The 23,418-nt window shown below is 60.8% G+C and carries 20 protein-coding genes; 8 read left to right on the top strand and 12 right to left on the bottom strand.

What is annotated here, in order from left to right; genetic code table 11:
• Positions 1–69: 69 nt before the first annotated feature.
• Entirely contained in the window at positions 70–1,029 is a 960-nt protein-coding gene (gene ytfQ / locus CFBP6623_RS16210) for a galactofuranose ABC transporter, galactofuranose-binding protein YtfQ (RefSeq protein ID WP_046800840.1), read from the bottom strand.
• A gap of 521 nt (positions 1,030–1,550) precedes the next feature.
• Between ytfQ and CFBP6623_RS16205 the strand changes: the two genes are divergently transcribed.
• The gene (locus CFBP6623_RS16205) at positions 1,551–3,362 is read left to right on the top strand and encodes an IlvD/Edd family dehydratase (protein ID WP_046800841.1); all 1,812 of its coding nucleotides are present in this window, start codon (positions 1,551–1,553) and stop codon (positions 3,360–3,362) included.
• A gap of 165 nt (positions 3,363–3,527) precedes the next feature.
• Here the strand turns inward: CFBP6623_RS16205 and CFBP6623_RS16200 are convergent, their stop codons facing one another.
• From CFBP6623_RS16200 to CFBP6623_RS16155, 10 genes are all read right to left on the bottom strand, one after another.
• Entirely contained in the window at positions 3,528–3,737 is a 210-nt protein-coding gene (locus CFBP6623_RS16200) for a hypothetical protein (protein WP_404801046.1), read from the bottom strand.
• 56 nt (positions 3,738–3,793) lie between these two features.
• Positions 3,794–4,198, bottom strand: coding sequence for a VOC family protein (locus tag CFBP6623_RS16195; protein WP_046800843.1), 405 nt, complete (start codon positions 4,196–4,198; stop codon positions 3,794–3,796).
• A gap of 14 nt (positions 4,199–4,212) precedes the next feature.
• Positions 4,213–4,659, bottom strand: a complete 447-nt coding sequence (locus CFBP6623_RS16190) for a helix-turn-helix domain-containing protein (protein ID WP_408606481.1) — start codon at positions 4,657–4,659, stop codon at positions 4,213–4,215.
• Positions 4,660–4,764: 105 nt separating this feature from the next.
• Complete coding sequence (locus CFBP6623_RS26860; protein ID WP_046800845.1) at positions 4,765–4,953, bottom strand: hypothetical protein; 189 nt, start codon at positions 4,951–4,953, stop codon at positions 4,765–4,767.
• A 164-nt stretch (positions 4,954–5,117) separates the two neighbouring features.
• Positions 5,118–6,236 (bottom strand): pyridoxal-phosphate-dependent aminotransferase family protein, encoded by a 1,119-nt coding sequence (locus CFBP6623_RS16180; RefSeq protein WP_046800846.1) that lies wholly within the window; start codon positions 6,234–6,236, stop codon positions 5,118–5,120.
• Between the two features lie 3 nt (positions 6,237–6,239).
• Positions 6,240–7,025, bottom strand: coding sequence for an ABC transporter ATP-binding protein (locus CFBP6623_RS16175; RefSeq protein ID WP_080842775.1), 786 nt, complete (start codon positions 7,023–7,025; stop codon positions 6,240–6,242).
• The gene (locus CFBP6623_RS16170; RefSeq protein ID WP_046800848.1) at positions 7,022–7,825 is read right to left on the bottom strand and encodes an ABC transporter ATP-binding protein; all 804 of its coding nucleotides are present in this window, start codon (positions 7,823–7,825) and stop codon (positions 7,022–7,024) included. The genes CFBP6623_RS16175 and CFBP6623_RS16170 overlap by 4 nt, the downstream gene beginning before the upstream one ends.
• Complete coding sequence (locus tag CFBP6623_RS16165; protein ID WP_046800849.1) at positions 7,822–8,652, bottom strand: ABC transporter permease; 831 nt, start codon at positions 8,650–8,652, stop codon at positions 7,822–7,824. The genes CFBP6623_RS16170 and CFBP6623_RS16165 overlap by 4 nt, the downstream gene beginning before the upstream one ends.
• Positions 8,649–9,638: an ABC transporter permease gene (locus CFBP6623_RS16160; RefSeq protein ID WP_046800850.1), complete on the bottom strand. Its 990-nt coding sequence runs from the start codon at positions 9,636–9,638 to the stop codon at positions 8,649–8,651. Before CFBP6623_RS16160 ends, CFBP6623_RS16165 begins: the two co-directional genes overlap by 4 nt.
• A gap of 9 nt (positions 9,639–9,647) precedes the next feature.
• On the bottom strand, positions 9,648–11,255 hold the full coding sequence (locus CFBP6623_RS16155) for an ABC transporter substrate-binding protein (RefSeq protein ID WP_046800851.1): 1,608 nt from the start codon (positions 11,253–11,255) through the stop codon (positions 9,648–9,650).
• Between CFBP6623_RS16155 and CFBP6623_RS26855 the strand changes: the two genes are divergently transcribed.
• The 3 genes from CFBP6623_RS26855 (at position 11,254) to CFBP6623_RS16145 (ending at position 15,690) form a co-directional block, all read left to right on the top strand.
• Positions 11,254–11,478 carry a hypothetical protein gene (locus tag CFBP6623_RS26855; RefSeq protein WP_162249040.1) on the top strand — a complete coding sequence of 75 codons (225 nt, stop codon included), beginning with the start codon at positions 11,254–11,256 and terminating at the stop codon, positions 11,476–11,478. The genes CFBP6623_RS16155 and CFBP6623_RS26855 overlap by 2 nt on opposite strands.
• Before the next feature lie 153 nt (positions 11,479–11,631).
• On the top strand, positions 11,632–14,421 hold the full coding sequence (locus CFBP6623_RS16150) for a DNA translocase FtsK (RefSeq protein WP_046800852.1): 2,790 nt from the start codon (positions 11,632–11,634) through the stop codon (positions 14,419–14,421).
• A gap of 192 nt (positions 14,422–14,613) precedes the next feature.
• Positions 14,614–15,690, top strand: coding sequence for an Ldh family oxidoreductase (locus tag CFBP6623_RS16145; RefSeq protein ID WP_046800854.1), 1,077 nt, complete (start codon positions 14,614–14,616; stop codon positions 15,688–15,690).
• 18 nt (positions 15,691–15,708) lie between these two features.
• Here the strand turns inward: CFBP6623_RS16145 and CFBP6623_RS16140 are convergent, their stop codons facing one another.
• On the bottom strand, positions 15,709–17,703 hold the full coding sequence (locus tag CFBP6623_RS16140) for a putative bifunctional diguanylate cyclase/phosphodiesterase (protein ID WP_046800855.1): 1,995 nt from the start codon (positions 17,701–17,703) through the stop codon (positions 15,709–15,711).
• A 316-nt stretch (positions 17,704–18,019) separates the two neighbouring features.
• Between CFBP6623_RS16140 and CFBP6623_RS16135 the strand changes: the two genes are divergently transcribed.
• The 4 genes from CFBP6623_RS16135 to CFBP6623_RS16120 all read left to right on the top strand — a co-directional run bounded on the left by CFBP6623_RS16135 (position 18,020) and on the right by CFBP6623_RS16120 (position 23,417).
• Positions 18,020–19,066 (top strand): class I SAM-dependent methyltransferase, encoded by a 1,047-nt coding sequence (locus CFBP6623_RS16135; RefSeq protein WP_046800856.1) that lies wholly within the window; start codon positions 18,020–18,022, stop codon positions 19,064–19,066.
• A 294-nt stretch (positions 19,067–19,360) separates the two neighbouring features.
• Complete coding sequence (locus CFBP6623_RS16130) at positions 19,361–20,185, top strand: bifunctional allantoicase/(S)-ureidoglycine aminohydrolase (protein WP_046800857.1); 825 nt, start codon at positions 19,361–19,363, stop codon at positions 20,183–20,185.
• Between the two features lie 168 nt (positions 20,186–20,353).
• A complete protein-coding gene (locus CFBP6623_RS16125; protein WP_046800858.1) occupies positions 20,354–21,859 on the top strand; it encodes a sensor domain-containing diguanylate cyclase in 1,506 nt (501 codons plus the stop codon).
• Between the two features lie 343 nt (positions 21,860–22,202).
• Positions 22,203–23,417: an efflux RND transporter periplasmic adaptor subunit gene (locus CFBP6623_RS16120; RefSeq protein ID WP_080842773.1), complete on the top strand. Its 1,215-nt coding sequence runs from the start codon at positions 22,203–22,205 to the stop codon at positions 23,415–23,417.
• Position 23,418: the final 1 nt, after the last annotated feature.

Below are 23,418 nucleotides of genomic sequence, written 5' to 3'. Positions count from 1 at the left end.
ATATGTGATCGTTCTGCAGCCTGGGCGGAAACGGCGCAAACCATGCGCCGCTCCCTCCGAAGACATGGCTCAGTACCCCAGGCCCTTCTTCGCCTCGTAAACCTTCATCGGGTCATCGGACGCCGTATAAAGCTTGGATTCCGTCTGGATCCACTTCGCAGGCGCCTTCTTGTCCTTCAGATAGGCTTCAAGCGCGTCGAAGGCAGGACCTGCCATGTCCGGCGTCAGTTCCACCGTCGCATTGGCCTCGCCATCCGCCATGGCCTTGAAGATGTCAGGCACGGCGTCGATGGAGACGATCTTGATGTCGGTTCCGGGCTTCAGGCCGGCTTCCTTGATCGCCTGGATGGCGCCGACGGCCATGTCGTCATTATGGGCGTAGACGGCACAGATATCCTTGCCACCGCCTTCGGCCTTGATGAAGCTTTCCATCACTTCCTTGCCCTTGGTGCGGGTGAAGTCACCCGTCTGCGAGCGCACGATCTTGATGTTCTTGTGGGATTCGATGGCCTGCTCGAAACCCTTCTTGCGGTTGATGGCGGGCGAAGAGCCGGTCGTGCCCTGCAATTCCACCACCTTGCAATCCTTGGAGCCGACATCCTTGACCAGCCAGTCGCCGGCAACCTTGCCTTCGTGCACCTGATCGGAGGTCACGGCGGTCAGGTAAAGATCATCAGGCGCCTCGATCTGGCGGTCGAGCAGGATGACGGGGATTTTTTCTTCCTTGGCTTCCTTCAGCACCGCGTCCCAGCCGGTGGCGACAACGGGCGCGATCAGGATTGCATCGACACCCTGCGCGATAAAGCCGCGCACCGCCTTGATCTGGTTTTCCTGCTTCTGCTGTGCGTCGGCGAATTTCAGCGTGACGCCGCGCTTTTCGGCCTGCTGTTTGGTGACTGTGGTTTCAGCCGCGCGCCATCCGGATTCCGAGCCGATCTGCGAGAAACCGACGGTAAGCGATTGTGCGGAAACACTGGATGCAAGGCATGCGGAAACGGCGACAGTGAATGCCGCAAGAGCTTTTCTCATCTTATCCTCCCAGAGATGATGTCAGCGTGACGGCGATACTATGAGCATATAGTAATACTCTTGAAAAGTGGTTTTTTAGCGCTTTCGAAATTTGCTTGATGTCAGCTGGAACGAAATTTCACCTTAAATTCCAATGAATCAAAGATTTATGCGTGTTTTACTCATCTTTTTTCGCTTCGAAAATGCATTCGAAATGGCGCCCAATCCGCCTTGACAGGCCAAGATGACATCTAATAGTAATACAAATAAATAGATCAGCTTGAAACGGAGCGTGGCGCCCAAGGCCAGTCGCTATCCGCCAGGGCAGGGAGGGAGAGACCGTTGCACATAGCCGGTATCATCGTAAGCACCGAAAAATATTCGGCTAAAGCCGAAGAACGGTGCCGATCCACTCGTCTGGACCGGCTCTGTCGGTTATGCGTGATCTCCGAAAGCTGATTCCATTTTCCTTGCGCACAACATAAGCTTGTCGCATTTCGTAATATTTTACCGTTGGCCACTTCCGGCTGGAGACCTGCATCATGACCAAATCCGACAATCTGCCTGCAACCCAAGGCAAGCTTCGTTCGCGCGCGTGGTTCGACAACCCCGCCAATGCGGATATGACGGCACTTTATCTCGAGCGTTACATGAATTTTGGTCTGAGCCAGGCCGAGCTTCAGTCCGACCGCCCGATCATCGGCATTGCCCAGACCGGTTCGGATCTTTCGCCGTGCAACCGTCACCATCTGGAACTGGCAAACCGCCTGCGCGAAGGCATCCGCGAAGCCGGCGGCATCGCGATTGAATTTCCGGTCCATCCGATCCAGGAAACAGGCAAGCGCCCGACCGCCGGCCTTGACCGTAACCTTGCCTATCTCGGCCTCGTGGAAGTGCTTTATGGCTATCCGCTCGATGGCGTCGTTCTGACCATCGGCTGTGACAAGACCACGCCTGCCTGTCTTATGGCGGCGGCCACCGTCAACATTCCGGCCATCGCCCTTTCCGTCGGTCCCATGCTGAACGGCTGGTTCCGTGGCGAACGCACCGGCTCAGGCACCATCGTCTGGAAGGCGCGCGAACTGCTGGCCAAGGGCGAGATCGACTATCAGGGCTTCGTCAAGCTCGTCGCCTCGTCGGCGCCGTCCACCGGTTATTGCAACACCATGGGCACGGCAACGACCATGAACTCGCTGGCCGAAGCGCTCGGCATGCAGCTTCCGGGCTCCGCCGCCATTCCGGCGCCTTACCGTGACCGTCAGGAAGTCTCCTACCTCACCGGCCTGCGTATCGTCGAAATGGTCAAGGAAGACCTCAAGCCTTCCGATATCATGACCAAGGACGCCTTCATCAACGCCATCCGCGTCAATTCGGCCATCGGCGGCTCCACCAATGCGCCGATCCATCTGAACGGCCTTGCCCGCCACGTCGGTGTCGAGCTGACGGTCGATGACTGGCAGACCTATGGCGAAGACGTGCCGCTGCTCGTCAACCTGCAGCCGGCCGGTGAATATCTCGGCGAGGATTATTACCATGCCGGTGGCGTTCCCGCAGTCGTCAACCAGCTGATGACCCAGGGGCTGATCATGGAAGATGCCATGACCGTCAACGGCAAGACCATCGGCGACAATTGCCGTGGCGCGATCATCGAAGACGAAAAGGTCATCCGCCCCTATGAGCAGCCGCTCAAGGAGCGTGCCGGCTTCCGCGTTCTGCGCGGCAATCTGTTCTCCTCCGCCATCATGAAGACGAGCGTGATCTCGGAAGAATTCCGTGGCCGCTACCTTTCCAACCCGAACGATCCGGAAGCCTTTGAAGGCCGTGCCGTGGTGTTCGACGGTCCGGAAGATTACCATCACCGCATCGACGATCCGTCGCTCGGCATCGACGCCAACACCGTCCTGTTCATGCGCGGTGCAGGCCCGATCGGTTATCCGGGTGCAGCGGAAGTGGTGAACATGCGCGCACCGGATTATCTTCTGAAGCAAGGCGTCAGTTCGCTGCCCTGCATCGGTGACGGCCGCCAGTCCGGCACGTCGGGCAGCCCGTCCATCCTCAATGCGTCTCCGGAAGCAGCAGCCGGCGGCGGTCTCGCCATCCTGCAGACCGGCGACCGCGTCCGCATCGATGTGGGCCGCGGCAAGGCGGATATCCTGATTTCAGGTGAAGAACTGGCCAAGCGTTACGAGGCGCTTTCGGCCGAAGGCGGTTACAAGTTCCCGGACCACCAGACGCCATGGCAGGAAATCCAGCGCGGCATCGTCAGCCAGATGGAAACCGGCGCGGTTCTGGAACCGGCCGTGAAGTATCAGCGCATCGCCCAGACCAAGGGCCTGCCGCGCGACAACCACTAAAGGCAAGGCCGTTTCGGCCGATCGCTTTTAAAAAACAGCTAAAAATCAGCCCCGGGGTGCCGCCCCGGGGCTGAAATATTTTCGGACATTCGATAAGCGTCGCTCTTCAAAACCGCCGTAATGTTCCTGATGTGTGAGACATACAGCGCCTCGTCGCCCGCCTGCCTACTCCTTCGAATGGGAGAGTGGCTTTCCCAGATAAGGCAGGAAGAACATGTAGAGCCCGCTGGCGACAAGCAAAGTCAGCGGAAGAAGCGGGGCATAAACGATCACCGGTGGTGTCGGGCCGAAAGCCATCGAAGCGAAGTTCGCCAGAATGGTGACGGTCAGCAGAATGCCCAACCACCGATGGCTCTGCCTTATCCATTTTTGCAAGATCAAAGTCGCCCCCAAGAAAAAGCATCCATGATGGAATGTGACACACGGTTGCCTCAACGGGCCTGAACGAGCTTCCAGCCATTGCCGGAAGGGTCGCGGAAACTCGCATCCACCGAGCCGTAACGCGTGATCGGTTCCTGGGTGAATTCGACGCCGCGTTTGTGCATGGCGTTAAAGGCCTTCTGGCAATCCTCGACCACCAGAACCAAAGGCGGCATGGCGCCCTTGGCCACGGCTTCGTTCAGATCCTGCGCCGTCGCCTCGTCAACGGTCGGAGTCTGCGGCCGAAACAGGCCGAGCTGAAAATCCGGCTGGTCCGGATGCTGCACGGTCAACCAGCGATAATCGCCGTTGCGTGCGTCCGTATGCACACGAAATCCAAGTTTTTCGACATAAAATTGCAGCGCCTCGTCCTGGTCATGAACGTAAAGCCCGACGACTTGAACACCATTTTTCATGAGCTATCTCCCTTTCACTCACCATGCGTAGCGCCTTTCGCCTGTCGGCGCTTCTCCGAAACTGCGATTGTGAGATGGGGGCGGTGGGCGGCGCTGACGAAGCAATGGGGAACCTGCTCGAAATTGGCAGGCGAAAGCCGCATTTGTCGTCGCACTTCGCTCGGGTTCTCACCGGTTACATCGCGGAAGACGCGGCCAAATGTGCCGATGCTGTTCCAGCCGGTCTGCAAGGCGATGTCGATGACTGGAAAGTCGGTGTCGCGCAAAAGCGCCACGGCGCGCTCCACCCGGCGGGTCAGCAGATAGCGGTGAGGGGGTATGCCGAAGGCATCGCGAAACGATCTTGCGAAATGCGCCTGCGAGGCACCGCTGACTTTTGCAAGGCGTGAAACGGGCCATGCCTCATGCGGTGCCGCGTCCATATGATCCCTGGCGCGCAGCAGGCGGCGCAGGAGCAACAAGTCTCTGTTTGCAGAGTTCTTTTCATTTCCAGACGGCATGTGGCAATCATTGAATGAACCTGCCGTTCTTGGCAAGGTTCATGCCAGCGAGCCACTGCGGGTGATTTAGATCACCGGATAAAGCGACCAGAAGAACAGTTCATATTCCTGGTCACGGTCGTCATCATGCTGTTCATCGTCCGGTCTGCGCGGTGTTTTGTCCTGAAACTCGGTCTCCACCCGCTCATTGACGACGGGCATTCTTCGGCCGATGCCAAAGAGGTCAAAGGAGAGCATGTTGAACCCTGCTACCATGGCCAGTTCCCTTCTTCACGCGAGTTAACGGTGTGTTAAGTTTCGCGCGTTGCCATGATTTCGTCAAGATTGGCCACGGAATTTGTCTACTATTTTTAACAACAATGTCGTGATTGACGTTCCACCGGTGCCGGATTTCACGCAATGAATGTTTGTCGGTACCGTCAAACCTCTTTCGAAGCGGCCTCGGAATAGCTCTTTGCAGCCGCTTGCAGTGCGGAATCGGTATCGGTGGCATGGCCGAGGTTTTTCAGGGCGCTTGAGACGGCTGCGATATTGGCTTTCACCGCTTGCGGATGCGCGCGCCGGCCGGTGTGGTTGAGCCTTATCAGCCGCTCCGCGCCGGGGCCGACGCCGGCGGAAATATCCGCGCCATGCTCCTTGGATATGGCGGCGAGAAACGCTCCGGCTTCGACGGTATCCGGCAGGATCGCCGTGGAAACGAGGGCTGATGCGTGCGCGTCTTCCACCCAAGTGGGAATGCCGAGTGCCCTGATGCCATGACGGGTGGCCGCCGCTGCCCGCTCGTGGCGCTCATTGGCGGCTGGCAGACCCTCCGCCTCAATCCTGTCGAGCGCCGCCTCCAGCGCGTAGAATTCCAGCGGCGCCGGCGTTCCGGGCAGCGCGCCGCGGCCGGCATCCAGCCAGAGCTGTTTCTGGTCGAGAAGCGAGAGCATGGAGTTGCTGGGCGCCTTGTCGTGCGAAAGAAGTTCCCACGCTTCTGGGCTGACCGAGATGGCCGATATGCCGGCCGGGCCAGCCAGCGCCTTCTGCGGCCCGATGACAGCGATATCAATGCCCAGCCTGTCGACCTCGAAGGCATGGCCGCCAATCGAGGCGACGGCATCGACAAGGGTGATAACGCCTCTGGCCTGCGCGAGCGCGGCGATGGCGGGCAGGGGGTTGAGAATGCCGCTTGCCGATTCCGCATGCACGATGGCGAGAAGATCGAAACCCGGCCCTTCATCCAGCGCCCGTTCCACCTCGGCCAGCGTCACCGGCTTTGCCGGGCTGGCCGTCAGGTTGCGCACCGTCGCGCCGCCGCGCTCCAGCCAGCCGCCGAACCATGCGCCATAGGGGCTGGTGACGATGTTGAGCGCCCTCAGCCCCGGCCGCGCAAGGCTTGTCGCCGCCGCCTCCAGCGCCAGCACGGCTTCCGCCTGTATCAGCAGCACGTCGTTTTTTGTGCCCATCAGGGCCGCCAGCCGGTCGGCCAGCATGGCGTAACGTTCGGCCGGGAAAGCGGGCGGGTCGAGGAGCAATGCGTAATCCGGGGCGGGCATGTCTTATCCTTGCATGGTGGTGGTGAGCCGAGGGGCAGCGGCGATCAGGCTTCTGGCGGTTGAGGATTGCGGCGCGGAAATGATGGCCCCGGTCCCGCCGATTTCGACGATCCGACCCGTCTCCATGATCGCGACACGGTGGCAGACGGCGCGGATGACGGCGAGATCGTGGGACACGAAAATACAGGAAATCGCCGTTTCCCGCTGTATTTCCACCAGAAGTTCGAGAATCTGCCGGCGAACCGAAACATCGAGCGCCGAGACCGCTTCGTCCAGAATGAGAAGCGACGGTTTGGGCGCAATGGCGCGCGCAATCGCCACACGCTGCCTCTGCCCGCCCGAAAGTTCGAAAACGGAGCGGCCGGCATAGGCGGCGGGCAGGCCGACACGGTCGAGAAGGCGGTGTATTTCCGCCGGGCGGTCACGCCTCTGAACGATGCGGTGAATGCGCAACGGCTCGCCTATGGCATCTTCGACGGTTGCGCGGGGGTTGAAGGCACCATGCGTATCCTGAAACACCATCTGCATCTGTTGCCGGGCGGCGCGCAATGCGCTGCCGCCGAGTGCAAGCCAGTTGCGGTTTTCAAAACGGACCGCGCCTTCGTCGGCGGGGATCAGCCGCATGAGGATGCGCGCCAGTGTCGATTTCCCGCAGCCGGAGGGGCCGGCAAGCCCCAGCGTCTCGCCACGCTTGAGCGAAAACGAGATATCGGAGAGCGCCGTCACCGTTCTTGCGCCGGTGCGGTAGTTTTTGCAAAGGCCATCCACGCTCAGAAGGGTTTCGTTCATGGCGCGGCCTCGCTGACGAGCGGCGGGGTCGAAAGATCGAGGTAATCGGCAAGCAGGGTCCGGGTGTAGGCATGCGCGGGCGCGGAAAGCACCCGACGGGCCGGGCCGTGTTCCACCAGCTCTCCGGCGCTTAAAACCGCGATGTCGTCGGCAAGGCTGGAGGCAAGACCGATATCATGGGTGATGAAAACAAGCGTCCTTTCTTCCTCGCGCACGAGATCATCGAGAAGGGTGGCGATGGCCGCCTGGGTCACCGTGTCGAGCGCGCTCGTCGCCTCGTCGGCAATCAGGATCGAAGGGCGCGCCGCAATGGCGGCGGCAATCGCCACACGTTGCCTCTGTCCGCCGGAAAGCTGGTGCGGATAGGCGGAGAGCAGATGGGAGGGATGCGGCAGCCGCACCTTTTCCAGAAGATCGCGGCCAAGATCGCGCGCCGCTTTCCAGGAGAGACCGAGATGCCGCACCGCGCCTTCGGCCACCTGTTCGCCGATGGTCAGGACCGGGTTCAGCGTCGCGCCGGTATCCTGAAAGATCGTGCCGATATCGCGCCCCGGCATCGGCCTGCCGGTGAAAAGACCACTGTCGCGGCTCCAGGATATATCGCCCGAGACCCGTACTGTTCTGGGAAGAAGACCGGCGATTGCCTTGCCGAGTGTGGATTTGCCCGAGCCGCTTTCGCCGATGATCGCCAGCCTTTGTCCCTGCCGTATCGTCAGGGAAACCTTGCACAGCGCCGGGCTGTCGGCCGCGGTGTAGCGGACGCTGAGGTCGTCGATCCGGCAAAGGGCGTTGCCGCTCATGGCGCTTGCCTCCTCGTTGCCATCGCCCTGTTGATGCCTTCTCCGAGAAGGTAGACGCCGAGTACCGTGACCAGCAGGCCGATGCCGGGGATGACGGACAGGAACGCCGCTGAGCGGAGCACGTTGCGTCCTTCCGCGATCATCGAACCCCAGGTGACGATATTGGGATCGCCAAGCCCGAGGAAGGAGAGCGCGGCCTCGGTGAGGATGGCGGCGGCGACGATGATGGCGGCGAGCGCCAGAACCGGCGGCAGGGCATTGGGCAATATTTGCCGGAAGGCGATTTCCAGCGGATGCATGCCGATGGCGCGGGCGGATTGCACATAATCGCGCTCGCGGATGCTCAGCACCTGCGCCCGCATCAGCCGTGCCGGATCCGCCCATGCGCCGAGCGCAATGGCCAGAATGACTGTCGGCATGGAGGGGCCGATGGTGCTGACGAAGGCAAGCGCCAGCAGGAAGTTCGGCACGATCTGGAAGGCATCGGTGACGCGCATCAGCGCTTCATCCACGAGGCCGCCGGCAAAACCGGCAATCGTGCCGATAACGGTGCCGAAAACAAGTGCTGCGGCGGCCGCACCCATGCCGACGAGCAGCGATGCCTGCGCGCCATGGGCAAGTTCGGCCAGCACATTGCGGCCCAGCCGGTCGGTGCCGAGCGGCAGGGCGACATCCGTAAAGGGCGCAATCAGCGGCTCGCCGACGATCGCCAGCGGGTCACCGGGGAACAGGAGTGGAGCGGAAAGCGCGGTCACCGCCAGCAATGTGAGGATGACGGTGCCCGTCACACCTTCGAAGCTGCGCAGGAGCCGGAGAACGAAATTCATGCCGCACTCTCCCCGCTGCCGATGCGCGGATCGAGAACGGAATAGAGAATGTCGACGACGAGATTGACGAGGATGACGAAGACGGCGCTGGTGAGGATAATGCCCATCAGGAGCGGCGTATCGCGGCCGCTGACAGCCTCCTGCGCCAGCCGGCCGAAACCCGGAATGGCAAAGACGCTTTCGATCACCACGCTGCCGCCCAGCATGGTGGCGGCCTGCAGGCCAAGCACAGTGATGAGCGGCAGCGCCGCGTTGCGGGCAACGTGACGCAACACGATGCGCCGTCTGGAAAGCCCCTTGGACGCGGCAAAGAGCACGAAATCCAGCGGCCAGACTGCCGCCATGGCGGTGCGCATGACGCGCAGGAACAGCGCCAGATAGATGAGGCCGAGGCTGGCGACTGGCAGCACGAGATGGCGGGCAATATCCAGCGCCCTTGCAAATCCCTGTTTGCCCGAGGCGATGGTTTCTATGCCCGAGGTTGGCAGCCAGCGAAGCTGCACGGCAAAGACGATGGCCAGAACGAGGCCGAGCCAGAAGCCGGGTGTGGCGTAAAGCGTGAGCGACAAGGTGGAGAGTACGCGGTCCGTCAGCCCGCCGGGACGCGCGCCGGCGACGATGCCGAGCGCGGTGCCGAGGATGAAGGCGAGTGCCGTGGCACTGCCCATCAACAACAGCGTGTTCGGCAGCCGCTCAAGGATCAGCCCCAGCACCGGCCGGTCAAAGGCAAGCGACCAGCCAAGATCGAGCCGCAGCACCGAACTGGCATAAAGCCAGAAACGGGCGAGCATCGAACCGTTGAGGCCATATTGCTCGCGCAGCGCGTCCCGCAGCCCGGCATCGCCGCCGCCGATGGAAACTAGATAGGCATCCACCGCATCACCGGAGGCATTTTCAAGCAGGACGAAGGTGAAGATGAGAACGATCAGCAGCACCGGAATGGCGCTGAGTGCCCTTCGCCGCAGCAAAGACGTCGCACGTTTCACGGCGCGGCCTCAACTATCGACCGCGGTATCCGCCCAGTTGGAAACCGCCCAGCGCGGATTGCTGGCGACATGTTTGACCGTATCGCGCGCCACCGTGATGAAACCCCATTCGGCGACGTTGATGAGCGGCAGATCGGCTGTAACCTGCTTCTGGAAATCCTTGTAGAGCGCGGTGCGCGCAGTCGTATCCACGGTTTCCGCCGCCTTGTCGATCAGCGTATCGAGCGCCTTGTTCTCATATCCGCCCTGATTGGAGAAACCGACGCCAGCGGGAATGCCGGAGCGCACGAGAATGGTGGTGGAGATTGCCGGATCGCCCCGGAACACCGGCGGCGCGACGGCCAGATCGAAGGCGTGGTCGGTATAGACGGCCTTCTGGTGGGCGGCGGCATCATTATTGACCAGCTCGGCATCGATGCCGATTTCCTGAAGCGCCTGACGAAGATAGGAGCCGAATTGTCTGGTTTCGTTGAAATAGGGCGCGGGCAGAAGCTTCAGCGCGAAACGCTTTCCGTCGGGTCCGCGCGCATAACCGGCCTCATCCAGCAGGGCATTGGCCCTGGCGACGTCGAAATCATAGGTTTCGACATCGTCGGTGTAAAATTCCGGTGCGTTTTTCGGCACGGGACCTGTCGATGCCGTGGCGTAACCGAGGAACACCTTGTCGATGACGAATTTTTTGTCGATGGCGTGGGCAATGGCCTTTCTGACCTTGAGATCGGCCAGTTCCTTGCGGCGGTGGTTGATTTCCACCACCAGCTGATAGGTCAGCGCTTCGTAGCCGTCGGCAATCACCTTGATGCCCGGCTGCTTGGCGATGCGGGCAAGATCGGCGAGCGGCACGGCGGAGAAGGCGGCCAGCTGTATTTCTTCCGCTTCCAGCGCCGAGGCGGCCCCTGCGCGGTCGGGCAAGACGCGATAGATGATTTCCTCGAGCTGCGGCTGGCCTTTGTCCCAGTAATTCGGGTTGCGGGTCAGGCGGTAATATTCGCCGGGTTTGTATTCGGCAAAAACGAAAGGCCCGGTGCCGACCGGTTTGGTGTTGGCCGGATTGGTGGCGATATCGGTGCCTTCATAGAGATGTTTCGGCACGACGCTGGTGACGACTGGCAGCGCATTGCGGATGAGCTGGAACGGCGTGGGCTTGGAAAAGCGGAAGACGGCCGTGTGGTCATCAGGTGTCTCCACCTTTTCCAGATTGGCGAAGACCAGCCGGCCGAGGTTCTGCAACGGTTTCCACACGGAGAGCGCCGAAAAGGCCACATCCGCAGAGGTGAAGGGCTTGCCGTCATGCCAGGTCACGCCTTCGCGCAGCTTGAAGGTGGCGCTGAGGCCATCATCCGATCCCTGCCATTCGGTCGCAAGCCGCGGCTCAAGCCCGTCCTTGCCATTAAAGGAGGCTTCCGCCAGCGGCTCGACGATCTTGCTGGCGATATAAAACACGCCGTTCGAGGCGACGATGGCCGGGTTGAGGTTCTTCGGCTCCGAATCGGCCGCGACGATCAGCCGGCCTGCGGCTTTCTCCTGCGCTGCGGCAATTCCCGCCAGTCCCGTGGTTGCGGCAAGAGCAAGCGAGGTCTTGAGAAGCGAGCGGCGGGAAAGCTGGACAGGCGACATGAATTTCACTCCGGAAATGAGGGCGAGACGGGCTTTTCCGCTTGGCCCGCGGCACGCCGATCTTAAGACTGCAACCTCGGCAGTGTCCACGTTAATTCGCGGCCTTTACAGCAATGATTTTACGTTGCGGGTGAGTTTGAAGAAACAATATGCCTCACGCACGCCAATCTGGTTTTCCCCGGTTGCTGCGGAATATCCCCAGCCGGCGGAAAAATCGATTTAATTAAATGAAAACAAATTGTTGATCTTCGTTTTTGCCATGGGCGCATACCCAAAAGGGCCAGTGGGTGAGGTGAAATCTGCCGCCGAGGCGCCGTTTGGAAAGGGGTAATTAACCTTTATTTTCTATTTCAGGGAGACCGAAATATGTACGTTTATGATGAGTGTGCACGCTGCCATGAGCTTCTCCCGATCCAGATTCCAGAATTCGTCCAATAACGCAGGGGAGGGGAGCGAAAACGCCCGTCATGCCGGCGGCAAGGCGGTTGCCGGGCAGCAGACGGCGATGAAGGCAAATGCCGCGCCCCGTCCAAATGCCGATGTCAGCGCAGCCGACGCCATTGAAGGCCGTGCCGAAATGCCCGGCTGGCAGAATGCTTTTGTGCTTGGCCCCAATGTGCGCTTTACCCGCACGCCGGAAAGCGCCTTCAGTCGACGCATGCCGGTCGAGACGCCGAATATTCCGGAAGAACTCCATATTCTCGAAGAGGAAGTCGTGGCTGTCGCTGCGCCGGACACGATGGAGCCGGAGGCGACGGCGCAGCAGGCCGTCGCACATGAGGACGCTGCTACCATAGCTCAGCCGGTCGTAAAGCCGGCGGAGCAGCGTGTGCCGCCGCCGCGCATGCCGTTCCTGCCGCAGCCGCCCGATGCGCGCGGTGCCAGGGCGCTGACCTATAAATTGCGTCTCGAACTTGCCCGCAAGCAGGCGGAAGAAGCCGCTGCCGCCGCACTGGCGCCAGCGGAGGCCGCGACATTCGCGCCCATGGTGCAAGCGCCGTTACAGAGGGTATTCTCCTCCGTTCAGTCGCTGCCTGCCGTCCAGCCAGTTGCTGCGGCGCAGGCCCCCATGCCGGCTGCATCCGTTCCCGCCTTCGCCGCCCATCTGCCGGATGAGCTGTTTTGGGAAGTCATGACGCTTGATCTGCCGGTGGCAGCGGGCGAGACCGTTCCCGCCTATCTGCGGGCCAATTTTGCCGATCCGGCCCTTGCACATCCCGCTCTGGCAAATCCCGCCCTGGTAAATCCCGCTTTGACGAACCCGGCGCTGACGGTGTCGATCCCTGCCGTTTCTGTGTCGGCGGCCGCTGCCGTCGTGCTTTCAGCCGAGCCTCCGGTCGTCACCGTGCCGGGCGGTTCCGCGATCCGGCTTTACCGGGAAATTGGTGTGCGTCAGGCTGTCGTTCCGGTCGCCACTCCGGCCGCAGAACAGGAAATCGCGCCGCAGCCGGTTACGGAAGTCCCCGTCTTCGTCGAGCCGCAGCGGCCGATCGAGCAGGCCCAGCCGATTGAAAGCCAGCCGGCAGCAAGAGTGGCGGCAGAGCCGCGCTTCACGCCCCGCGCACCTATTCAGGCTTCGCAGCCGATGTTCCGCGAAGCGCCGGTCTTTGCCGAGGGAGAATATCAATATCCCTCCATCGATCTGCTGCAGGAAGCCCGTGTCCAGCAGACCACGACCATGACGCCCGAAGCGTTGGAACAGAGCGCCGGGCTTCTGGAAAGCGTGCTGGAGGATTTCGGCATCAAGGGTGAGATCATCGATGTCCGCCCCGGCCCTGTCGTGACGCTTTACGAATTCGAGCCGGCCCCCGGCGTCAAATCCTCGCGCGTCATCGGTCTGTCCGATGATATCGCCCGCTCCATGTCGGCGCTCTCGGCCCGTGTCGCCGTCGTGCCCGGCCGCAATGTCATCGGCATCGAACTACCGAACCCGGTGCGCGAAACGGTCTATCTGCGTGAACTGATCGAAGCGACGGATTATGCCGAAACCCGCCAGAAGCTCGCGCTCTGCCTCGGCAAGACCATTGGCGGCGAACCCGTCATCGCCGAACTGGCCAAGATGCCGCATCTGCTGGTTGCCGGCACCACCGGTTCCGGCAAGTCGGTCGCCATCAACACCATGATCCTGTCGCTGCTCTACCGTCTGAAGCCGGAAGAATGCCGCCTGATCATGGTCGATCCGAAGATGCTCGAACTGTCGGTCTATGACGGCATTCCGCATCTGTTGACGCCGGTTGTTACCGATCCGAAAAAGGCGGTCATGGCGCTGAAATGGGCCGTGCGCGAAATGGAAGACCGCTATCGCAAGATGTCGCGTCTCGGCGTGCGCAATATCGACGGTTATAATGCAAGGGCAGCCGCTGCCCGCGCCAAGGGCGAAACGGTGTTCTGCAACGTGCAGACCGGCTTTGACCGCGCCACCGGCGAGGCTGTTTACGAGCAGGAGGAAATGGACCTTACGGCCATGCCCTACATCGTCGTCATCGTTGACGAGATGGCCGACCTGATGATGGTCGCGGGCAAGGAGATCGAAGGGGCGATCCAGCGCCTGGCGCAGATGGCGCGTGCCGCCGGCATCCACCTCATCATGGCCACCCAGCGTCCTTCGGTCGATGTCATCACCGGCACGATCAAGGCGAACTTCCCGACCCGCATCTCCTTCCAGGTGACGTCGAAGATCGACAGCCGTACCATCCTTGGCGAACAGGGCGCGGAGCATCTGCTCGGCCAGGGCGACATGCTGCACATGATGGGTGGCGGACGCATCGCCCGTGTCCACGGTCCGTTCGTATCGGATGAGGAAGTGGAAAAGGTCGTCGCACATCTGAAGACGCAAGGGCGTCCGGAATATCTCGGTACCGTCACGGAAGACGCCGAAGAGGCGGATGAAGAGGCGGAAGAGGATGCCGCCGTCTTCGACAAGACTTCGATGGGCGACGATGACAGCGACGACCTCTATGAAAAGGCCGTCAAGGTGGTGATGCGCGACAAGAAGTGCTCGACGTCCTATATCCAGCGCCGCCTGTCGGTCGGCTACAACCGCGCCGCCTCGCTGGTGGAGCGTATGGAGCAGGAAGGTATTGTCGGCCCTGCAAACCATGTCGGCAAGCGCGCGATCATCGCCGGTGAGCGTGATCCCTATGATGCGATGGGGACGGACGACTGATTTGATTATCAGAGCGCCGTGCGCCCGTTCGGGCGCACAAAGGACGCTCTAACACCCAGAGTCCGCACATCGTTCCTGTCGAAAATCGTTCCGATTTTCGGGCCGATGCGCTGGGCGCGATATTCGATTGCAAAAACGCGCTCCGTGAATAGCCTGTGCGGCATGGATTCTGGAATCGGGAGGGTTCCCCGCATGTCGCACAGCAATGAAAACGCCACCGTTCTCGCAAGGCTGGATGAGCTGGAGCGGTTCTGCCGCAGCACCTTCCTGGCCGCCGGCACGGATGACGAGACGGCCGATGCCGCAACCCGCGCCATGATGCATGGCACAAGGCTCGGCGTCGACAGCCACGGCGTGCGCCTGCTTGCCCACTACATTCCCGCCCTTGAAGGCGGACGTCTCAATCGGCGGCCGCAGATCCGCCGCGTCTCGGGCTTCGGCGCGGTGGCGACCATCGATGCCGACCATGCCCACGGCGCCCGCGCCACCTATGCGGCCATGGACAATGCCATGACGCTGGCCGAAAAATTCGGCATCGGCGCGGTGGCGATCCGCAATTCCTCGCATTTCGGCCCTGCCGGCGCCTATGCGCTGGAAGCGGCGCGGCAGGGTTATATCGGCCTTGCCGTCTGCAATTCCGACAGTTTCGTGCGCCTGCATGATGGCGCGATGCGCTTCCACGGCACCAACCCGATTGCCGTTGGCGTGCCTGCGGCGGATGACATGCCCTGGCTTCTGGACATGGCCACCAGTGCCGTGCCCTATAATCGGGTTCTGCTTTACCGCAGCCTCGAACAGCAATTGCCTGATGGTGTCGCGTCTGACGGTGACGGCATCGACACGCGCGATCCCCATGCCGTTGAAATGCTGGCGCCACTCGGCGGCGCTTTCGGCTTCAAGGGCGCGGCGCTGGCGGGCATGGTCGAGATTTTCAGCGCCGTTCTCAGCGGCATGAAACTCAGTTTCGACATAGACCCCATGGGCGGGCCCGATTTTTCCACGCCGCGTGGACTAGGAGCCTTCGTTCTGGCGCTGAAGCCCGAAGCCTTCCTTGAACGGGAAGTGTTCGATGAGGGCATGAAACGTTATCTCGAAGTGCTGCGCGGCTCACCCGCGCGCGAGGACTGCAAGGTCATGGCACCGGGCGACCGGGAATGGGCGGTTGCGGCAAGGCGGGAAAGGGAAGGCGCGCCCGTTGATCCCGTTACCCGCGCGGCCTTTGCGGAACTGGCGTCGAAATTCTCGATCGTGCCGCCCGCCTATCACTAAGGCAGGGGCCGTAGTCCGTCAGGCGGGACGCAGCAGCATGTTGGGACGCGGATAGGGGGTTCTCGCCGCCCCCAGCCGTTCGGCGACGACCGGGCGTCCGAGATAATAGCCCTGCGCATAATCGATCTCCAGCTGGCGCACCAGCCGCAGCTGTTCTTCCGTCTCCACGCCTTCAATCAGGATTTTGTGGCCACGGTTGCGGATGAGGCGGATCATGTCCTGCAGCATTGCCCGGCCGCGCGGCGTATTGCTGTCATGCAGGAAGGAGCGGTCGATCTTGACGGTGTCGAAATCGGTCATGCGCAGCCAGGAAAGGCCGGCAAACCCGGTTCCGAAATCATCGAGCCAGATGTTGATACCGAGCGTTTTCAGGTCATTCAGGCAGCGCAGCACATCCGAATGCATCTCCATATCCAGACCTTCGGTGATCTCGAAGGCGAGCCTGTTGCCGGCGATGCCGGCCTCGACGAGGATTGCTGCAACCGAGGTGGCAAAGCCCGGATTCTTCAGCTGCATGGGGGATACGTTGACGCTGACCACGTCCACCCGGTCATCGGCAAGAATCTGCTTGCAGACGGTCTTGATGGTCCAGAGGCCGAGTTCCATGATCGTACCGGTGCGCTCGGCAATCGGAATGAAGATGCCGGGCGAAACGGCGCTGCCATCGAGCAGGCGAAGCCGCATCAGCGCTTCGGCGCCCGGCGTTTCATTGGTCGAGACGTTGAGGATCGGCTGGTAGACGAGGGAAATGAGGTTTTCCGCAATGGCGATCTTCAGAAGCGCTGCGATGTTTTCCGTCTCGTCGCTGGTTTGCGGATCGTCCGGATCGAACAGCTTCATGCAGTTGCGGCCATTGCCCTTGGCAATGTAGAGCGCCCGGTCGGCCTCGTTGATGATTTTCTCCAGCTTGCCGTCCGGATTGGCGCGGGTGAAGGACGCGCCGATGCTGACGGTGACGACGAAGGTGCCGTCCCGGCGCTGGTCGTGGGCAAGCGACAGGTCTTCGACGGTGTGGCGGATCGTTTCGGCCAGCTCGCCCACCTGCTGCTTGGATTTGAACGGCACGAGAACGATGAACTCCTCACCGCCATAACGGCCGATGGAAGCGCCATGCCCGGCGATTGCATCCTGCAGCGCATTGCCCACCGTAACCAGGCATTTGTCGCCTTCCTGGTGGCCATAACGGTCATTGTATTTCTTGAAGAAGTCGACATCGATGAGGAGAACGGCGAAACCTTCCTCCTTCTTGCTCCAATTGTCCCACAGCAGGCGCAGCTGATGGTCGATGGCGCGACGGTTCTGCAGGCCCGTGAGCGAATCCGTATTTGAAAGCCGCAGCAGCGCCTGGCCGCGTTCATCCGCAGCCTTCTGCTGGGCCTTGGCCTCCAGCGCGTTGAGAAAGACGTGATACCGTTCCCGGTTCAGGTTCCAGTTCACATAGGAGGTGAAAACGAAGCAGGAAATATAGAAGGTGCCGAAAGCCACCTTGTAGAACACATCTTCAGGAAACTGCGTCAACGCCAGAAAATAGGTGACGAGAATGATACCTGATGACACGAGCGACAGGTGGAAACGAAAGGTAAAGAACAGGTTGGCGCCCATCATGAAGATCGCCCCGAAAACCATGTAATAGGACATGTTTTCAAGGTTGTCGGTCAAAAGCGAAGGCAGCAGCCAGCCGATATAGCCCATGACGAGCGCAGTCGCGCAGGTGAGGTCGAGGGCAGCCGTGCTGGCGCCCCTGTGCAGCTGGATTTCCAGCGTCAGCAGCGAGGAGAAGACCACGACCAGACGGGCGATGATGGCGTAGAAAGCGACGTCGGGTATCAGAATGATGTCGGTGACGGCAAACAGAAGATAGATGAAAACGGCCGTCCACAGGCCCTGTCTGATCGAACCACGGCGGCTGCGCTCACCTTCCTGCTGGTAAAGGGCAAGAAGTTCATCAGAAAACCGGGAGTCCGGCCGCCGATAGTCTTGCTGTCCTCCCACCTCTCCCAATGTGTGCTTCATGCACTTTCCCATAGTGTTGCGTATACTTTATTAAGTAACTGCTTATTCCACTTTTCCGTGTGCTGTCGCACCCGGTGCGGGTTCCTGCCGATCTTCGCCGATGCGTGCGGAGAACATGGAAAGGAAGAACGCATCATACGTTCGCAACATTAAGTTTCACTAAATCGCGTATCCGCTTTCTCCTATGCCCACGAGTGTGACCAAAAAAATACGCTAATCTACTAATCTATCCCTACACCGCTCAAAAATCGAAAGCGAGTGGCCTTCCGTCTCCGAGAAACGTATAGTTAACAATGTGTTAATACTGGAGGCTGAAGTGGTGCGGGTAAAGAAGAAAAATCTTGACGGGGCAAGTCTGATTACCCCGGATACTGTCGCAAAAGAGATTTTTGCACGCAGAACGGAGACATTCGATGAGCAGTTCGCAGTTGCGAAAGCAGAGATCGCCATCATTCTCGAATTGGCACAGCAGCAATTCGACAATGGCGTTTCGGCGCGTGAGATAATACATCGAACGGCGGGCGCACTGCATGGATTGCGAGATAAGCTCCACTCCAGCGTGTGGGCGGAGTTGATCCCCCTGGTGCAGAATCACTCCGTGTCGGAGCGTTTTCTCGAAGATCCCTTCACCCGGTGGTCGTTCGAAAAGCCGAGGGGTTATTCCGGCGACGCCCAGTTGCTCGACTTCATCTACGCTCATGACAGCGTTGCCGAACTGGTGAAGAACGCTTCGCCGCTGGGGGCCGCCCTTTACGATTACACAAAGGACGCTAGTTCCTCGGTTGCCGTGCGCGAGCGGCGGGATCTGCTGACGCGGTTCGTGGATGAGGCTGCCGCCCGCCACGGCGAAGAGACGGAAATCCTCACCATCGCCTCCGGCCACCTGCGTGAGGCCGATGCTTCGGTGGCGCTGAAAGAGGGCAGGATCAAGCGCTGGGTGGCACTGGATCAGGATCCCTTGAGTGTCGGCTCCGTCGCCCGTGATTTCGGCGGCCGCGGTGTGGAGGCAATTGACGGTTCGGTCCGCGATATCGTGCTGCGCACGCAGGAGCTCGGCAGCTTCGATCTGATCTATGCGGCCGGCCTGTATGATTATCTGAACGACCGTGTGGCGATCAAGCTGACACGGCGCTGCATGGAGATGCTCAAACCCGGCGGCATGTTCCTCTTCGCCAACTTCTCCGAAGATATCGTCGTCGACGGTTATATGGAGACCTTCATGAACTGGGCGCTGCTGCTGCGCTCGAAGGCGGATATGTGGCGGATCGTCAATGCCAGCGCCGATCCTGCAAGTATCGAGGCGGAGGTGTTCTTCGGCGAGAACCACAATATCGTCTATGCGACGATGCGTAAGAAGGTGTGAGACAGAAAGCCGCGCTCGTTATTCCTTCGCGGGAAGCGAGCGCGTGCCGCTTGTGTCTTCTCCCCGCCGGGGAGAAGTCCGCGGCAGCGGGATGAGGGGGCGAGCTCTCCTCATATCGCTGGCGTTGCCACCTCATCTGCCCCTTCGGGCCACCTTCTCCCCGGCGCGGAGAAGAAATGCGCGGCCACCTCCGTGCCCAATGTCATCGTTGTTTAGGCCGCCCTCTGCCAATAACCATTTGATTAAACCACATCGCGGGCCTAAGAATCCGCGCGGAATGCGTTGCAGAATGGAATGGCTGAAATGAAGAGATATTATTCGGATATGGGCGGTCTGCCGGGGCAGACGGAACTGCTGTCGAGCAAGGCTGTTTTCAAGACCGCCTATGCGGTCATCCCCAAGACCGTGATGTCCGATATCGTGACAAGCGTGCTGCCGCACTGGACCGGCACGCGGGCCTGGATCATCGCCCGGCCGATGACGGGGTTTTCCGAGACTTTCGCGCAATATATCGTCGAAGTGCAGCCCGATGGCGGCAGCGAGCGGCCGGAGCCGGACGAGAGGGCGCAAGCGGCGATCTTCGTTGTCGAAGGCGAAATGACCGTGACGTTCGAGGGCGCGCAGCATGCGCTGCGGGAGGGCTCGTTTGCCTTCCTGCCGGCCGGTGCGCGCTGGCAGGTCAAGAATTCCGGCAAGGCGCCGGTCAAGTTCCATTGGGTCCGCAAGGCGTTTCAGGCGGTTGACGGGCTGGAGCCGCCGCCGGCGATCTTTTCGCATGAAGACGAGATCGCCATGTCGGCCATGCCCGATACCGATGGCAAATGGGCGACGACCCGCTTCATCGATCCCGAAGACGTGCGTTACGACATGCATCTCAACATCGTTACCTTCCAGCCGGGTGCGACCATTCCCTTCATGGAAACCCATGTGATGGAACACGGTCTTTACGTGCTGGAGGGCAAGGCGGTCTACCGGCTGAACGAGGACTGGGTGGAAGTTGAGGCGGGCGACTTCATGTGGCTGCGCGCCTATTGCCCACAGGCCTGTTACGCGGGCGGCCCGGGCCGGTTCCGTTACCTGCTCTACAAGGATGTGAACCGTCACGTGAAGCTCTGGTAAAGGGCATCCCAGCGGCGAAATCCGTGAATTATCGCGCAATCCGGCAGGTTGCGCGATAAATGCTTGCGTTAAATCGAATATCCCTAATAAATCCCGATATGCGGGCGGTCGTCGCCGTGCCGCACCGTTTGGCATCCGCCTGCATCCACCCTTGAGAAGACTGCCCGTATGAGTGAGACGATCGATACCAATATCTTCAATCTCGCGCCGGTGGCGATGTGGATCGAGGATTTCAGCGCGGTGAAGAGCCAGTTCGATATCTGGCGGGCTGAGGGCGTCGAGGATCTCAGGGCGTTTCTTCTGGAAGATTTATCGCGTGTGGCGGCGTGTTCGCAGAAAATCCGCGTCATCCAGGTCAATGCCAAGACGCTGGAACTGTTCGAGGCGCGCGATCAGGCGCATCTCGTCGACAATCTGCATCGGATTTTTCGCGACGACATGCTGGAAAGCCATGTGAACGAGCTTTCCGAACTCTGGGCGGGGCGGACGGAATTCACCAGCAATGCGGTGAATTATTCGATCGGCGGCAGGCGGCTTGATATCCAGCTGCGCGGCGCGGTCATACCCGGCCACGAGAACACGCTCGGCCGGCTGCTTTTGACCACCGAGGATGTGACGGAACGGGAAGAAGCCCGCCGCAAGGAGCTTCTCAACCGCCGTTATGCCGAGGGCATGTTCAAGCATTCGCCGGTTTCGCTCTGGGTGGAGGATTTCAGCCGGGTGCGGCGACTGATCGAGGAAGTCCGGGAACGCGGCATCATCGATTTCCGCGTGTTCATGGATGTGCATCCCGAATTTGTGCGCCAATGCATGAGCGAAATCCGCGTCATCGACGTCAATCGCGCCACGCTTGACCTGTTCTGCGCGCCGGACCGGCAGGTTCTATTGCAGCGGCTCGGCGATATTTTCCGCGGCGAGATGGAAAAGCCGTTCCGGGAACAGCTGATGGAGCTTTGGAACGGCAATCTCACTCACCATCGCGAGGTGGTGAATTACGCGTTGGATGGTTCGGAGCGGCATGTGCTCCTGCATTTTTCCGTCTTCCCCGGCCATGAGCGCGACTGGTCGCTGGTGCAGGTGGCGCTGACGGACATCACCGCGCGCAAGAAGGCGGAAGCCTATCTCGAATATCTCGGCAAGCACGACGTGCTGACCAAACTGCATAACCGCGCCTTTTATTCGGACGAGTTGAACCGGCTGGAGCGCAGTGCGCTGCGGCCCGTTTCTGCCATTGTCATCGATCTCAACGGCCTGAAAGAGGCCAATGACAAGCTCGGCCATGATGCCGGCGACGCCCTGCTGCGGCGGGTGGGCGAGGTGCTGAACGGCGTGGTGGCCGCGCCCAACCATGCTGCGCGCATCGGCGGCGATGAATTCGCCATTCTTCTTCCCGGCGCCGACAAGCAGATTGCCGCCGCCATGGTCGAAACAGTCTATGAGCTGCTGAAGATCAACAACCAGTTTTATTCAAGTGCGCCGCTCAGCCTGTCGCTGGGAGTGGCGACCAGCGAATCCGGCGAAGCGATGGAATCGCTGGTGCGCCGCGCCGATATGAATATGTACGAACATAAGAACGCCTATTATGCGGCCCTGCGCAGCAGATCCGCCGACAATAGTGAGACGCCGAAGAGCAGTCCGCAGCCGGAAGCCACTTCGCTAAAGCGTCTGTTCTGAAGAAAGGCGAGGGCGCTTCAAGGCGCGGGGCGTTCTTGTCTTCCGCGACGATTTGCATCATCCCGACGTCATCCGTGGGCTTGTGCCGAGGATCTAACCACGTCGAATAAAATCGATACGGTGGCAGATCCTCGGGATAGGCCCGAGGATGACGTCGGCGCAATTGGCCCGACCCTCTCTCCCATTTCACGGTTCCACTCTTCCTTGGTGTTCTGTCAGGGCCTTACACATCTTCACAAGCGCGTGAGGCCGCTGTTGCGCTGCAACAATTCCGTTGCCCGAATTTTACATACGTCTTAGTATGTATGTAAATGTGACCTTTTTTGTGGAGTCGGAGCGCAGTATGGCGAAGAAATTGGGGCAGATCGTAGCGGTGTTGTTGACGGGCATCGTTCTGGTCGGATGTAGCGACGAGCAGGCCTCTGCGCCCGGCGCGCCGCCGCCCGGCGCGGTCAAGGTCGTGACCGTGAGCCAGGAAGAGCTGCCCATCACCAATGAATTGCCGGGACGCATCGCGCCGACGCGGCTTGCCGAAGTACGCCCGCGCGTCTCCGGCATCATTGTCGAGCGGGTGTTCGAGCAGGGCTCGCTGGTGAAGGAGGGCGATGTGCTCTACCGGATCGATCCCGCGCCGTTCCAGGTGCGCGTCGATAGCGCCGAAGGCACGTTGCGCCGGGCGCAGGCCGCACAGCTGCAGGCGCGGCAGACGGCTGACAGGCAGCAGCAGCTGCGCCGTTCGAATGTTGGTTCGCAGCAGGAATTCGACAATGCTATCGCCCAGCTGGCGCAGGCGGATGCCGAAGTGGCGGTGGCCGAGGCCGGCGTTGCGGAAGCCAAGCTCAATCTGCAATATGCCAATGTCACCGCACCCATCAGCGGCATGATCGGTCGGGCGCGCATTACCGAAGGCGCACTCGTCAGTGCCACCGGCTCGGAGAACCTGGCAACGATCCAGCAGCTCGATCCGATCTATGCCGACTTCACCCAGCCGGCCGCCGATCTCATTCGCCTTCGCAAGGCCCTGCAGGATGGCCAGTTGATGACCGGCCCAAACGAGGCGGAAGTCAATCTGCTGTTTGATGACGGCACCCGTTATCCGATTTCGGGCCGCCTGCTGTTCTCCGAAGCGGCAGTGGATGAAACCACCGGCCAGGTGACGCTGCGCGGCGAATTCCCCAACCCGAACGGCGACCTTTTGCCGGGCATGTATGTCCGCGTGCAGATCCAGCAGGGCATCCAGAAGGCAGCCTTTGCCGTGCCGCAGCAGGCGGTGCAGCGCGATGCGGGCGGGCAGGCGAGCGTGCTTGTCGTCAATGCCGAAGACACGGTCGAACAGCGCCGCGTCAGCGTCGGCCGCTCGATTGGCGATCGCTGGGTGATTACGGAAGGCCTGAAGGACGGCGACCGCGTCGTTGCCGAAGGTTTCCAGAAAACCGCGCCGGGCGCCAAGGTGAAGCCTGAGCCATGGTCTGCGGAGCCCGATGTCGCTGCCGCCGCCGGCAGCGAAGGCGCGGCTTCGGCCGAGACCTCGTCTGAGACCCCGGCCGCGAAGCAATAAG

The organism is Agrobacterium tumefaciens, assembly GCF_005221385.1.
Lineage (GTDB): Bacteria > Pseudomonadota > Alphaproteobacteria > Rhizobiales > Rhizobiaceae > Agrobacterium > Agrobacterium tomkonis.
Note: the sequence above shows the minus strand (reverse complement) of the source record. Positions and strands in the feature narration are given on the sequence as shown.